The sequence below is a fragment of the Neobacillus citreus genome (genome assembly GCF_018343545.2).
GTDB classification, from domain to species: domain Bacteria; phylum Bacillota; class Bacilli; order Bacillales; family Cytobacillaceae; genus Neobacillus; species Neobacillus citreus.
On sequence record NZ_JAGYPE020000043.1, the window covers coordinates 1 to 14,147 of the forward strand.

General features: G+C 40.0%; 16 protein-coding genes and 1 pseudogene. 10 read left to right on the top strand and 7 right to left on the bottom strand.

Translation table 11 applies throughout. The features are described from left to right. From ureC to KHB02_RS19985, 7 genes and pseudogenes are all read left to right on the top strand, one after another. Window positions 1-384: pseudogene (gene ureC / locus KHB02_RS19955) on the top strand (urease subunit alpha); the annotation flags it as partial. 11 nt (window positions 385-395) lie between these two features. Then, a complete protein-coding gene (gene ureE / locus KHB02_RS19960) occupies window positions 396-854 on the top strand; it encodes an urease accessory protein UreE (RefSeq protein WP_213144169.1) in 459 nt (152 codons plus the stop codon). Continuing rightward, complete coding sequence (locus KHB02_RS19965) at window positions 844-1,530, top strand: urease accessory protein UreF (RefSeq protein WP_213144170.1); 687 nt, start codon at window positions 844-846, stop codon at window positions 1,528-1,530. Before ureE ends, KHB02_RS19965 begins: the two co-directional genes overlap by 11 nt. A gap of 21 nt (window positions 1,531-1,551) precedes the next feature. Continuing rightward, a complete protein-coding gene (gene ureG, locus KHB02_RS19970) occupies window positions 1,552-2,163 on the top strand; it encodes an urease accessory protein UreG (protein WP_213144171.1) in 612 nt (203 codons plus the stop codon). A 2-nt stretch (window positions 2,164-2,165) separates the two neighbouring features. Next, window positions 2,166-2,990 (top strand): urease accessory protein UreD, encoded by an 825-nt coding sequence (locus tag KHB02_RS19975; protein WP_213144172.1) that lies wholly within the window; start codon window positions 2,166-2,168, stop codon window positions 2,988-2,990. A gap of 75 nt (window positions 2,991-3,065) precedes the next feature. Further along, a complete protein-coding gene (locus tag KHB02_RS19980) occupies window positions 3,066-3,737 on the top strand; it encodes an urease accessory protein UreH domain-containing protein (RefSeq protein WP_213144173.1) in 672 nt (223 codons plus the stop codon). Between the two features lie 60 nt (window positions 3,738-3,797). Continuing rightward, window positions 3,798-4,013 (top strand): hypothetical protein, encoded by a 216-nt coding sequence (locus KHB02_RS19985; RefSeq protein WP_213144174.1) that lies wholly within the window; start codon window positions 3,798-3,800, stop codon window positions 4,011-4,013. Window positions 4,014-4,054: 41 nt separating this feature from the next. On the opposite strand, the gene KHB02_RS19990 is transcribed toward KHB02_RS19985, so the two are convergent. Next, on the bottom strand, window positions 4,055-4,957 hold the full coding sequence (locus KHB02_RS19990; protein WP_241113984.1) for an urea transporter: 903 nt from the start codon (window positions 4,955-4,957) through the stop codon (window positions 4,055-4,057). Window positions 4,958-5,333: 376 nt separating this feature from the next. Between KHB02_RS19990 and KHB02_RS19995 the strand changes: the two genes are divergently transcribed. Next, window positions 5,334-6,809, top strand: a complete 1,476-nt coding sequence (locus KHB02_RS19995) for an alanine/glycine:cation symporter family protein (RefSeq protein ID WP_213144176.1) — start codon at window positions 5,334-5,336, stop codon at window positions 6,807-6,809. Between the two features lie 63 nt (window positions 6,810-6,872). Here KHB02_RS19995 and KHB02_RS20000 read toward each other — a convergent pair whose 3' ends face one another. Beyond that, on the bottom strand, window positions 6,873-8,237 hold the full coding sequence (locus tag KHB02_RS20000) for a HAMP domain-containing sensor histidine kinase (protein WP_277398317.1): 1,365 nt from the start codon (window positions 8,235-8,237) through the stop codon (window positions 6,873-6,875). Then, the gene (locus KHB02_RS20005) at window positions 8,234-8,938 is read right to left on the bottom strand and encodes a response regulator transcription factor (RefSeq protein ID WP_213144177.1); all 705 of its coding nucleotides are present in this window, start codon (window positions 8,936-8,938) and stop codon (window positions 8,234-8,236) included. The genes KHB02_RS20000 and KHB02_RS20005 overlap by 4 nt, the downstream gene beginning before the upstream one ends. A 153-nt stretch (window positions 8,939-9,091) precedes the next feature. On the opposite strand from KHB02_RS20005, the gene KHB02_RS20010 reads away from it, so the two are divergent. Continuing rightward, complete coding sequence (locus tag KHB02_RS20010) at window positions 9,092-9,826, top strand: urease accessory protein UreH domain-containing protein (RefSeq protein ID WP_213144178.1); 735 nt, start codon at window positions 9,092-9,094, stop codon at window positions 9,824-9,826. 44 nt (window positions 9,827-9,870) lie between these two features. After that, window positions 9,871-10,497: a class I SAM-dependent methyltransferase gene (locus KHB02_RS20015; RefSeq protein WP_420848103.1), complete on the top strand. Its 627-nt coding sequence runs from the start codon at window positions 9,871-9,873 to the stop codon at window positions 10,495-10,497. A gap of 47 nt (window positions 10,498-10,544) precedes the next feature. Here KHB02_RS20015 and KHB02_RS20020 read toward each other — a convergent pair whose 3' ends face one another. The 4 genes from KHB02_RS20020 to KHB02_RS20035 all read right to left on the bottom strand — a co-directional run bounded on the left by KHB02_RS20020 (window position 10,545) and on the right by KHB02_RS20035 (window position 14,121). After that, window positions 10,545-11,606: a YncE family protein gene (locus KHB02_RS20020; RefSeq protein WP_213144179.1), complete on the bottom strand. Its 1,062-nt coding sequence runs from the start codon at window positions 11,604-11,606 to the stop codon at window positions 10,545-10,547. 236 nt (window positions 11,607-11,842) lie between these two features. Further along, window positions 11,843-12,589 (bottom strand): amino acid ABC transporter ATP-binding protein, encoded by a 747-nt coding sequence (locus KHB02_RS20025; RefSeq protein WP_277398318.1) that lies wholly within the window; start codon window positions 12,587-12,589, stop codon window positions 11,843-11,845. 17 nt (window positions 12,590-12,606) lie between these two features. Continuing rightward, on the bottom strand, window positions 12,607-13,266 hold the full coding sequence (locus KHB02_RS20030; protein ID WP_213144180.1) for an amino acid ABC transporter permease: 660 nt from the start codon (window positions 13,264-13,266) through the stop codon (window positions 12,607-12,609). A gap of 69 nt (window positions 13,267-13,335) precedes the next feature. After that, entirely contained in the window at window positions 13,336-14,121 is a 786-nt protein-coding gene (locus KHB02_RS20035) for an amino acid ABC transporter substrate-binding protein (RefSeq protein WP_213144181.1), read from the bottom strand. Between the last annotated feature and the right edge of the window lie 26 nt (window positions 14,122-14,147).

Below are 14,147 nucleotides of genomic sequence, written 5' to 3' on the forward strand. Positions count from 1 at the left end.
GGGGTTAAACCGGAATTGGTATTAAAAAGCGGTTTTATTGTCTACGGTATGATGGGGGATGCGAACGCCTCCATCCCAACCCCGCAGCCGATTGTTTGCCGGCCGATGTATGCAGCCACTGGAAAAGCCTTGGCGAAGAGCTCGATTACGTTTGTGTCTCAGGCAGCTTATGAAGGTAAAGTTCACGAAAAGCTTGGCTTGGAAAAAGTCATTCTGCCTGTCCACGGAATCCGGAAGCTAACCAAAAAAGACATGAAGCTTAATTCGGAAACACCTGAGCTTTCCGTAGACCCGCAAACATATGAGGTAAGAGTGAACGGGGAGCATATCACATGTGAGCCAGCTGAAAAATTACCGATGGCCCAAAGATATTTCCTATTTTGAGGTGAAAAGGCATGTTAATTGAACGAATTGAAACCAATATTGAAAATATGGAAAAGGAAGAAATATTCAGACGCCATATTGAAAAAGTATACCTCGAAAGTGATCATCTCGTGAAACGTGTTCAGCGAGTTAAAACTGACCACGGCCGGGAAATCGGCATTCGTCTGAAGGATCCACGTGACCTTGTGGCCGGAGATGTGTTGTTTTTGGATGAAAAAAATATGATTGTCATTGACGTAATCGCTGATGATTTAATCGTCATTAGTCCCCGTAATTTGAAAGAAATGGGGACCATCGCGCATCAATTGGGTAATAGGCACCTTCCAGCCCAATTTGAGGGTGATGAGATGATGGTGCAATACGATTACCTTGTAGAAGACCTGCTAAAGGAGTTGGAGATTCCCTATAAACGGGAAAATCGAAAAGTGAAGCAGGCGTTTCGCCATATTGGTCATAGTCATGGAGAGTAAATTATTAGCATTGTTTCAGCTTTGTGATTCCAATTTTCCAACAGGAGCCTTTAGTCATTCCTACGGTTTGGAAAGCTATATCCAAGAGAATACGGTTCATAATTCTGAAACCTTTTCACAATGGCTGCAGGTTTATATTGACGAGCAGCTCATCTATTCAGATGGGCTGGCAAGCCTCCTTGTATATCAGGCATTGGAAGAGGATGATCTTGCTAAAGTCTGGAAGCTGGATCGATTATTGACTGTCCAAAATTTGCCGCGGGAAACGCGGGAGGGCAGCCAAAGAATGGGTGAGCGGATGTTAGAGCTTGTTCAGTCTTTATATGATGCACCTGTTCTAGCAATTTATAGAAAAAGGATTAGTGCAAAGCAATCGTTTGGTCATCCTGCGATTGTCTTTACGATGGCAGCCCATAATCTTGGTGTACCAAAACCAACAACTGTTTTATTTTACCTCTATTCAGTTGTATCCAGCATTGTTCAAAATGCCGTACGAGGGATTCCATTAGGGCAGACGGCAGGTCAGAAAATCCTTCATGATATTCAGCCAGTTTTAATAGCAGCTGTTGAAAAAATAGGTCAGATGGATGAAGAGGACTTTGGCATTGTCTCACCTGGTATCGAATTATCTCAAATGAGGCATGAACGTGTGAATATACGAATTTTCATGTCATAAAAAAGAAAGGATGTTTTCATTATGGATCCAATTAAAATCGGTGTAGGCGGCCCTGTTGGGGCAGGAAAAACGATGTTAGTGGAAAAATTAACACGTAAATTGAATAATGAAATTAGCATGGCAGTTGTGACAAACGATATCTATACAAAGGAAGATGCTAAATTTTTAATGCAAAACGGCGTACTTCCTTCCGACCGGATTATTGGCGTGGAGACCGGCGGCTGCCCGCATACGGCCATTCGTGAAGATGCATCAATGAATTTTGCGGCAATCAACGAACTAAAAGAAAAACACCCTGATGTCGAGCTGATTTTTGTGGAAAGCGGCGGGGATAACCTAGCAGCAACCTTCAGCCCGGAATTGGTTGATTTCTCAATCTATATCATTGATGTGGCTCAAGGAGAAAAAATTCCGCGCAAGGGCGGGCAAGGAATGATTAAATCGGATTTATTTATTATTAACAAAACTGATTTAGCCCCGCATGTCGGAGCCAGGCTTGACGTCATGGAGTCAGATACAAAGGTTTTCCGAGGTGACAAACCATTTGTCTTTACCAATCTAAAAGATGATTCAGGGCTGGATAATGTGATTGATTGGTTAAAGGAAAATGCATTATTAAAAGGATTGGCCTAACCATGAAGGACTGGACAGGTGTTCTTCATCTTGAAGCAGAGGAACGGAAAGGAAAGACTGTCGCGAAAAATGTGTATTTTCAGGGCGCATTTAAAGTAATGCGTCCTATTTACCATGATAATTCCGGTCAGGCCTGCTATTATTTATTAAATCCTGGCGGCGGCTATTTGGATGGTGACCGCTATCAAATGAAGGTTTCCCTCGGTGAGAATGCCAGGATGACGTTAACCACACAAGGAGCCACAAAGATTTATAAAACACCGAATAGGCATGCCTACCAGGAATCAGAGATTACTCTTCAGGCAGGCAGCTACCTTGAGTTTATTCCTGATCCGTTAATTGCTTACCAGAATGCGAAATATAAACAAAAAAATGTGATTCGGATGGACAAAACTGCCACTTTTTTTTATTCGGACATCATTACCCCTGGCTGGTCACCGGAAGGAGACCATTTCAGCTATGAAACCATCCAATTGTTGAATGAGATTTACATTGATGATGAACTAGTAGTTTACGACCATATAAAATTAACACCATCCCAGCAAAATTTACGTGGTCTCGGTTTTATGGAGGGGTATTCCCACTTGGGCTCGATGCTTGTGGTTGGGACGCAGTCCGGCAGTTCCTTGCTTGACCAGTTATATTTGGCAATTGAAATGAATACAAATGATTATAAAGTTGGACTGTCCTCACTGCCGGTCCCAGGATTTACGTTACGCGTGTTTGCGAATTCCACTCAGGTGATTGAAAAAATTTTTTCGGACATTCATCGGATGATTAGCCAGGAATGGTTTAGCAGGAAACCAAGCTTTCTTAGAAAATATTGATAGTTAACCCGGTAAACCAAAATGGCTGCCGGGTTTTTAATAGATAGATAAAAATAAATTTGGGGAGGAAAGAAAATGGATGTTACCTTTTTTTCGGTATTGACGTTTGGGGTTATTTTGGGCATCAGGCATGCGATTGAGCCGGATCATGTGATTGCAGTTTCGACGATTGCAAGCCAGAGCAAAAAGCTTTGGCATGCATCGCTTGCCGGCGTTTTTTGGGGAATTGGGCATACAGCCACACTATTTATTATTGGGATTTTTTTAATTTTAATGAAAAATGATATTCCGGAAAAATGGTCAATGACGTTGGAATTTTTGGTAGGAATTATGCTTGTATACTTAGGTATTGCGGCGATGTTATCGATTCGAAAAAAACGTACGACTAACCACGAACATGGCCACGTACATAATCCCGCGATTGTAAATCGGGGCAGATATTATAAATCCTTATTCATCGGGTTTGTTCACGGGCTTGCCGGCAGTGCGGCGATGGTGCTGCTGACGATGAGCACGGTTCATTCGGTGTGGCAGGGAGCATTATATATTATCGTGTTTGGCATAGGTACGGTCATTGGCATGTTAATTTTTACAACAATTATTGGCATTCCGTTCATTATGAGTATGAAACAAATGGTTACAAGTAAGGCCTTGATTTTAACTACAGGCGTTGTAAGTACTGTGTTTGGGTTTTACTATATGTATAATCTAGGCGTAAATGATGGTTTATTTAACCTTTGGATGTAACCTCCGCATACGTCTTTAAGTTTATGGAAAAACTCTAATTGAAAAAAGGAGGTTAAGGGCATGTTTGAAAATTTTGAGGTCAATCATCTATTTGAGGATTCGGTCCTGAAACACCCGCATTTCTCACTAAGTATTGATGGTCATGAGTATAAGGGTATGGTTAAAGATGAGAAAATCCATTGGTACCAGCCGCATCCTAAACAAAAGATTGAGGAAGAGCATTTAAGTGCTGTTGAAAGTCAGGTCTATGATATGATGCAAGAGCATCTCGAGTAACGGTAAAAGGATGTCCAAAAAGGGCATCCTTTTAACTTTTATTAAAATCTAGGCATGACTTTTCTGGCAGCAAGAAACAGCCATGTGCATAACACGAAAGGCATGGTCAATGCCGGAAGTCCGTATGGTAAGAGCCAGGTTACAACACTGCCGGCAATGGGAACGGTTAAACAAGCAGCGATAATACCAGTTATTAGTGGATATTTGGCGTTTTCTTTAAATACAATGGCTACAGCAATCATTGTTAGTATTGCATTGTATCCGTAAAGCCCCATAAAAATCAAATGATGTTCTGCACCAAGGCAGTATGATGTTAACAAAGCCGCTGCATTCCCGATGATTGCGTAAACACCCAATCTCCATCCTGCCCAAAACACTGCGATAAAAAGCAATACCCCGGATAAATTGTTATCAAGGAAAAAAATTTGTCCAATTCCATTCACTGCACCATCAAGCCAATCTGTCTCCCCTTTTATATTTAACGTCCAATTAGATAAAGATTGCGGGGTGAGATTTGGGCTTATCTTAAATGAAACCAGGCGGTAAGTAGTGAGCAGCAAGAACCAGGTTAGGACAATAAACGGGAAGGTGAGAACGGGGATGCCCGTTCGCCGCATGAAATGGATCATCGTTGCTGTAAAAACGGATGCAATGGCAGCACCAACCAAAGCAATGAAAAAACGGTCATCACCGCTTAGAAATAAGGAAAGAGCCATGCCTGTCAGTACAGAGTTATACCCATATAACCCATGATTGACGCTTTCCCCATCAGCCCCGCCAATTTTCCCGATTAATGTTCCAATCACAGCGGACAAAAGCGTGACTGCTCCTAGAGAAACGGAGGCGATGGTTATGGCAGCCAGAATGATAAAGCCGGAGATTGCATTTTCGATTAAAATCACTTGGGAGATTCCTTTGAAAGTTGATGCCAGCAACCATTTCAATGAGTCCCTGTTCATGAGATTACCTGGATTGTTATGAATGATGACCACTCCTTTGCAGAGTATGAAAGCAGCAAATTGATTTTTTAAAGAAACCCTTAATAAAATTCCCCGAGGATGAAGAAAGTATGAGGATAAAGAAGGTAATCTTGTTAAATTAAATTTTAATTAGTCCAAATTAATCTTGAAAGGTTTTTGCAAGGTTCAAATAAACCAAAATAGGCCAAAAGTCAATATATAAAGATATTTCAGTAAAATCTAAATAGAAAAAATATTCTATTGAAATATTATCATCAATTAATTTATAATTTTTTTATCACCTTGTTATATAACATCTTTGGGGGAAAAAATTTGTAGTACATAACAAAGGGGGAATTTTATGTTTGAGAAACTGGTCACAAGCATTACAGATTATTTATGGAGCCCGCCACTTATCGTCTTTATCGTAGCCGTAGGAGTCTACTTTAGTGTCCGCACCGGATTTTTGCAAATTCGTCATTTTAAAGAAATGATTCGTTTAATCTCTTCTGGTAAGAGTTCCAATGAGGGGGTATCTTCCTTTCAAGCATTGGCAATGTCATTATCAGGCCGTATAGGAGTCGGTAACATTGCTGGAACGGCAACGGGTATTGCATTCGGAGGACCTGGTTCCGTATTTTGGATGTGGGTCATTACCTTTATCGGTGCAGCATCTGCTTTTGTGGAGTCCACCCTTGCGCAAATCTATAAGGAAAAGCAAGACGGAGAATATCGAGGCGGTCCGGCCTTCTATATTGAAAAAGGCCTTGGATGGAAATGGTTTGCGGTTATTTTTGCGATTGCCACACTCCTTGCTATGGCTGTATTGATGCCGGGTATTCAGGCAAACTCCATTGCAGAGGGCATCAGCAATGCATTTGGCATTGACAGGACGATCACTGGTTTAGTAGTTGTGTTCCTGATGGGTCTTATTATTTTCGGCGGAGTTAAGCGGATTGCTAGAGTGGCAGAATTTGTCGTGCCGTTTATGGCGGGTGCATATTTATTGCTTGCTATTGCCATTATTGCGGTTAATTTTGATAGAATTCCAGAAGTATTTTCCCTTATTTTTAAGAGTGCTTTCGGAGCAGAAGAAATGTTTGGCGGAATTCTCGGTTCGACCATAATGTGGGGTGTAAAACGCGGTCTATATGCGAATGAAGCAGGACAAGGTACAGGTGCCCACCCTGCAGCGGCAGCAGAAGTATCACACCCGGCAAAACAAGGACTTGTACAAGCATTTTCAATTTATCTTGATGTATTCCTAGTCGTTACATCGACAGCACTTATGATTCTATTTACAAATTCGTATAATACCATTAATGAAAAGACTGGTAAAGTCCTAGTTGAGCACCTCAAGGGAGTGGAGAGTGGTCCTGCATACACACAAGCGGCAGTTGACACCATCCTGCCTGGATTAGGTTCAGGATTTATTGCCATCGCTCTATTCTTCTTTGCTTTTACAACCATTTTTGCCTACTACTATATTGCAGAAACAAATCTTGCATATTTAGTAAAGGGTAAAAATAGGAAATTATCTATGACAGTTTTAAAGATTGTCCTCTTAGGTGCCACTTTCTATGGATCCGTAAAAACAGCAGCAACAGCGTGGGCCATGGGGGATATCGGACTTGGAATCATGGTATGGTTGAACTTGCTGGCAATTCTTTTATTATTCAAACCAGCACATATTGCTTTAAAGGATTATGAAGCACAGCTGAAGCAAGGGCTGGATCCGGAGTTCAATTCAACTAAATTGGGTATCAAGAATGCAGATTTCTGGGCTGATGGTTATAAAAAGTCTGAAAAAGATGAAAAGAAACGTGTAGCAAATTAAGCAAAAAAATGTATAAAGCACGACAAGGCAGCAGGGTGAGTAACAATTTCCTGCTGCTTTTATTTATTTCCTTAATGTTATGATAAAACAAGTACCCAGCCCCACTTTACTTTCAACCGTAATTTCTCCGCCATGTGCTTCCACTAATTGTTTTACAATGGCAAGGCCCAGCCCAAAGCCACCGGTTGTTCTCGACCGGGATTTTTCGACTCTATATAGGCGGTCAAAAATATAAGGGAGGTCTTCTTGCGGTATGCCAACTCCCTGATCCTGAATGTTAAGCTGGATGGTTTGGTTTTCTTTCAGCACTGTGATAAAGGTTTTCGTTCCCTCTTTCGAGTATTTAAGACTGTTATCGAGAAGGTTTAAGATTACTTGTTCAAACCGAACTGGGTCTATTTCTACAGACAAACTTTTCGGACAGTCTACGAATAATCGATTTCCCTTATTATTAAAGGCAGGCAGAACTTTATCGTGGACAGATTTTAAAAATGTGCATAATTCCACTTTTTCCTTAATGATGGAAAATGCGTTTTGGTCTAACTTCGCCAGGTCAAATAACTCCTTCAATAATTGGCTGACACGCTGGGATTCTTCCTGAATAATATTCAAGTATTGGACCCTGTCCTTTACGTCCAGCCCCTGTCTGCTAGCGATATCAGCGTATCCGCTAATATAGGTCAGCGGCGTCCGCAGTTCGTGTGAAACACTGGCTAAAAATTCATTTCGTTCTTTTTTTAGGTGATTTAGGTCAGTTGCTAAAGTCTGAATGGATAGGGACAGTTCCCCTAATTCATCCCGGGAAGGCGTAGGAAGTGTGACGGAAAAATCCCCTTTACTTAATTTTTTAGTTGCATCCGTCATTGATATTAGCGGTTTCGTTAAAACCTTTGATAAAAAGAAAATCGTAATCAGAATAAAGAAGAGAATCAATAAAGACGCCAAAAGAAAATGCTTATTCAATTGTGTAATCAGTTTTTGAACCTCAACCGTGTTCTTGAACATATAAACATATCCGGCTTTTTTTCCATGGCTATTATAAGCTGTCAGGGTTGCGATATAAGGTTCCTTTTGCCAATCATCTTCTATGATACTTCCATTTCTCGGAAGGTTAGGGATTGACTTTTTTAGTACTGCTTGAATATTGCTATTCATATTTCCAGAAGAAACGAGAACGTTTCCCTTTGTATCTGTAATCACGACCTCCGTATCCGTGTGGGATTCCATCAACCCAATATGATGAAGAGTGGAAGGGTCTGCACTAATTTCTAAGACAGCACGATGACTGTTTCCCCTAGCCTGCAGTGCGTGTATTTCCCGGTCCACTTGAGAATGAACTAAGTTGTTGTGAAGAAACCCCATTGAAAAAACTTCGATAACTAATATGCAGAAAAAGAACCATAAACCAAATTTAACGGAAATTTTCATGATTTACTCCATTGCGATTCCGATCCCTCATTAACCCATTTATAGCCGACTCCCCATACAGTGAAAAGATGCTGATTAATCGGAAATCCAGCATTTCGCAATTTATCCCTGAGGTTTCGAATATGTGAATCAATCGTCCGGTCATCGATATTGGCTTCAAGGCCCCAAATGGCAGATAATAAATGCTCACGAGAGAATACTTTCTGAGGATTTCTTAAAAACAGCCCAATTAGAGCAAATTCTTTTGGTGTGGTGGATATGACCTGGTTTCGATATTTTAATTCAACGGAATCTTCCTTCCATTCCAACCCTTTAAACACTAAATGATTATCTTTGGATTGGCCACTTCTTCTTAAAAGTGCTTCCACTCTGGCTAAAAGTTCTGCTTCGTGAAAAGGCTTGGTAATGTAATCATCTGCACCTTTTTTTAACCCTTTCACTACGTCTGCTGTTTCACTTCGGGCCGTCACCATGATAATGGGGACATCTGAAAACTCCCGGATTTTTTGGCAAGTCATCCAGCCGTCCATCTCTGGCATCATCACATCTAGAATAACAAGGTCGATTTTTTCCTTTTGCAAAAAAATTAACCCCTGTTTACCGGACTCTACTTTAATGCAACGGTAGCCGTTCGGTGTCAGGTAAAGGCCCAAAAGGTCTAGCATTCGTGTTTCATCATCGACAAGCACAATTGTTTTCATATTTCCACCACCTCGTATACAAAGTTTATATCATATTAATAGAGGAAAATTATAAAGTTTTTTACAAAAATAGCAATTCTAAATTAATCTCCATAAATTATGCACTTTTGTATGTTAGACTGTCTCTATAAAAATGGTTTATAAGGTGATTTCATGTACAATTTATTTAGTCAAATAAGTGCTACTTTAAGTCGGCCGTTTTTTGAAATGGCCAATAGTTTAGAATCATGGCCGATAATTTTTGCTTTAATTCTTGGATTAGTAGGAGCTCTTGCCCCCTGCCAGCTGACAGGGAATATTAGTGCGATCACCCTTTACGGCAATCGTTCGATTCAACAGAAAATCGCCTGGAAGGATGTTTTCTTTTTTACTCTGGGTAAAATAATCGCTTTTTCTCTATTAGGTGTATTGGTCTGGCTGCTGGGAAAAGAAATTGAACAAAACCTGACGTTTGTTTTTCCATGGCTGCGCAAGCTTATGGGTCCTTTATTAATCTTTGTAGGGTTATTTATGGTGGGGTTCATAAAATTTAAAGGAACAATCAATCTTTTTAAAGTGAAAAATGAGTACAAATATGAAAATCCTTTCGGTTCCTTTATGCTCGGGTTTAGTTTTTCTCTAGCCTTCTGTCCGACCATGTTTATCCTGTTTTTTGTTACTTTAATGCCTGTCGTGTTGGCTAGTCCATATGGATTTATTCTTCCTTCAGTATTTGCCCTTGGGACAGCCATTCCGTTATGGATTATCATTTTAATCATTTGGTACCTTGGCGGAAGCGGTGTAATCATGAAAAAAGGGAGAAAGTTCGGGGCATTCATTCAAAAGGCTGCTGGCATCATTTTGCTGCTGCTAGGAATTTTTGATACATTAACTTATTGGTCCTTATAAAAGTTGAAAAACTAGGAATACCTTCTTTGTTTTTTCAAATTGGGGTGATTTACTTGCGGAAGAGTGTTAATGAAATAATAAAAAATCGGTATAACAGAGTGTCACGAATTTATGACATGATGGATCGAATGATTAAAGAGCAATGGAGACAGGACCTTCTTTCAGCCGTCTCTGGGGATGTTATTGAAGTTGGTGTAGGGACAGGAGGGAATCTGGTTTATTATCCTAATTCTATCAACTCTCTTACTGGTATAGATTTCAGTCAAGGAATGTTGAAGTTTGCAAAAGAAAAATCATTAAAAATGAAGTTTCATTTTCCAGTAGAATTAGTAGAAGGAGATATCCAGGACCTCCCTTTTCCTGATAACACGTTTGATGCAATCGTTGCAACATGTGTTTTTTGTTCAGTACCGGATCCGGTTAAAGGCTTGCAAGAACTAAAAAGAGTTTGCAAACCAGATGGCCGTATCTATATGATTGAACATATGAAAAGCGACAATAAATGGGCGGGACTTGTCATGGATTTATTAAATCCTTTAACTGTAAGGCTTTGGGGGGCAAATATTAACCGTGAGACGATAAAAAATATTAAGTTGGCAAGTCTTAATATAGAGACGAATGAATCATTAATGGGGTCAATTGTCCGAAAATTGGTTTTAACAGCAAAATGACGTGTGGGTAAATTCACACGTCATTTTTATATTGCTTGAACGCTGTTTTAGGGAGTAATACTTATTCCATTTGGGGTTTTGCCGACTTGTATTGTTTTGACCAATCTATTTTGGGCATTGTCAATGATACTTACAGTATCTTCGAACATATTTGTTACATACGTAAATTTATTATCTGGACTGGTTACGACTCCATGTGAACCTTTTCCTGTTTCAATAGTTGCAACCGCTTGTTTTGTTTGTAAATCGACCTTTGTAAGTGTATGAGAAGGGGTGTCTTCTGTTCCTTGGTTGGCAACATAAGCAAATTGATTGTCTTGTTGAATGTAAACCTGTGCCGGTCCATTGCCGACGTTGACTTTATCTACATTTCCTGAAGCTAAATCGACAATTGCAAGGGCATTTTCTTTATTCAACGTAACCACTAATGTTTTGTTATCACTTGTTATTCCAGTTGTAACCGGAGTTGTGCCAACCTTTATTTTTTTCTCCTCTTTCATGCTTTCAAGATTTAAGACGCTAACTGAGTTTTCTCCCATATTTGCCACATAGGCATATTGGCTATCCTGAGCTATTCTAAATCCATGTGGGCCTTTACCGGTCGGAATTGTTTGAACAACTTCATATTTTTTCGCATCAATAACCGAGACATTGTTATCTTCATTATTTGTCACTAAGGCGTACTTTCCGTTTTCAGTAAAAACTATATGGGCAGGGTGGTTTCCCACAGCCACTTCCTTAATAATCTTGTCATTTTTGGGATCAATGAATATTGCTTTTCCTTTCATATCCATGGATTCATTATGTCCATGTGCCATTTTTGGAACAACTGTAGCTGCCACTACTTTGCCATCTGGTGAAACCTGGATGTTGTGAACAGCTCCCTCAACTTTAATAGTCGAGACGACATTTTGGTCTTTAACACTGATTTTTGAAATACTTCCACCCTCATTTGCGGTAAATAAAAATTGACTTACTTGAGTCGAAGCTGGATTTTCAGTCTTCTTATTTGTGTTTTGGTTTCCGTTATCAGAAGCCTTCCCGCAGCCGGTTAGAACTAAAGACAGCATTAAAATGCTAGTAAAGAATAAAGCTAATAATCTCTTCATTTACTATTTCTCCTTTCGTTTTCACTGTCATGATAGTTCTTTGAAATAGCTTAATGTAGTGATGTTTATCACAACAGAAAAACATTGCAAGTTTTGTTTAAACTTTTGTGAAAATCCATAATTTCTGCAAAATTTATCGTTAAAATAAATGATTTTAAAGTTATTGGTTGGCTTTCAAAAATAAAAAGACAGGTTAACAAAATGTTCACCTGTCTTTTACATGAAACTATACCTGATTATTTTAAACTGCGGTTCAAGAAAGCCTTCGTCCTTTCATGCTGCGGGTTTTCGAAGAGCTCAGTTGGATGGCCGGATTCTACAATCTCCCCGTTATCCATAAAAATAACACGGTTGGCTACCTCTTTTGCAAAACCCATTTCATGGGTCACGACAATCATTGTCATGTGTTCTTTAGCCAAATCTTTCATTACTTGTAGAACCTCGCCTGTTAACTCTGGATCCAAGGCGGATGTTGGTTCATCAAACAGCAAGATATCAGGATTCATCATCAGCGCCCGGGCGATGGCTACCCGCTGTTTTTGGCCCCCCGATAAGTTGGATGGGTAGGCATTGGCATGACTAGAGAGTCCAATTTTTTCAAGAATTTCTTTGCTTTGCCGTTGAATGGCTGCTAATGGTTGCTTTTTAACCAATTTAGGCGCAAGTTCCAGATTTTCCTTAACCGTTAAGTGTGGAAAAAGGTTAAAGTGCTGGAAGACCATGCCCATCTTGGCGGTAATATTCCTGATCTCGGCTGGTCTAGAATAGACGCCATCCTTCACCAAATAATCTTCGGAAACACGGATGCCTCCGCCGTCAATTGTTTCGAGGTATACAAGGCTGCGAAGCATCGTACTTTTTCCAGAACCAGAGGGGCCGATGACTGCAACCACATCATTTTTATTCACATCAAAGGTAATTTGATTTAAAACATCTAAATGGCCGTACGATTTTTTTAAATTCTTTACTTCGATGATTGCCATAGTTCACCGCTCCTTTCCTATGCAAAATTGAACCGTTTTTCAATCCATTTAAAGAACATGGTTAAGATTAACGTCATGATTAAATAAATAATACCGGCAACAAGAAAAGGCACAATAGTAAAATCGCGGTTTACCGCAGTTTCGGCAAAGTGAAGCAATTCTGGTACAGCAACGGCATAGAGCAGCGCGGTATCTTTAACCAAGGTCACTGATTCGTTCGCTACGGCCGGAAGAGCAATGCGGAACATTTGCGGTAAAATAACACGTGTCATCGTTTGAAACTTATTTAAGCCAAGCACCTGTGCCGCTTCATATTGTCCTTTATCAATAGCCAGAAGCCCGCCGCGGAAGATCTCGGCAAAATAGGCGGCATAGTTAAGGATAAACCCTAAACAAGCAGCAACGAAGCGGTCCAATACCAAATATTCACCGATAACCGGAATCATCGGCAGACCGAAACAAATAAATAATAGCTGCAGCAAAAGCGGCGTGCCGCGCATCACATAAATATAGGTTTGGGCAAGCCAGGATAGCGACTTAAAGCGGCTTCTGACAGCCAGTGTCAATAAAAAGCCAAGCGGAATAGATACGACAATGGCAATTAAAAACAACAGGATGGTCATCTGGGCCCCTTCGAGCATCGGACCAAGAATGGAGACGATATAATCAAAAGACATAGAAGGATTCCTCCAAAAACAAAACAGGGTTTCCCATGGAAATCCTGTTCCGTATATTGTTCATTATTATTATTTTAAAACTTTATCTTCGCCAAACCACTTTTCTGAAATTTTAGCGGCAGTGCCGTCTTCATTCATAGCATCAAGCGCTTTTTGAAGTTTTTCAAGTAGCTTATCATTGCCTTTTTTCACGCCTACTCCATATTCCTCAGGAGCAAGGGATTCATCGAGAATCTTAAAGGATTCTTTTTCTTTAGACATGTAGTACTTAATAACAACCTCATCAATAACAACGGCATCCAAACGGCCGCTCTTTAGGTCATTTAAAGCAAGGACGTTGTCTTTAAATTCAGTTACAGTTTTGATTTTGTCTTTAATTGGATTAGCATCTAGAGCATCTGATGCAGATGAAAGAGATTGTAAGCCAACCACTTTGCCTTCTAAATCAGCAAGTTTGCTAATTTTTGAATCTGCCTTGGTAACTACGACCTGAGCATTTTTTAAGTATGGCTTTGTAAAAAGAACTTTCTTTTTACGTTCATCAGTAATGGTGTAACCGTTCCAGATAAGGTCGATTCGTCCTGAACTTAATTCGGATTCTTTTGTTTTCCAATCGATAGGCTGGAACTTAACTTTTTGACCCATTTTTTCCGCCGCAGCTTTTGCGTAATCAATATCAAAACCAACGATTTCGTTCTTTTCATCACGGAATCCCATCGGAGCAAATTTATCATCAATACCGATTACTAACGTGTCATCACCCTTATCAGCCTTTTCAGCAGAATTGGAAGAGCATCCCGTTACGATGGCGAATACTGTGGCTATTGCTAGAATCATAGTTGCTATACGTTTCATTTTTATATAAACCACCTTTATATTTA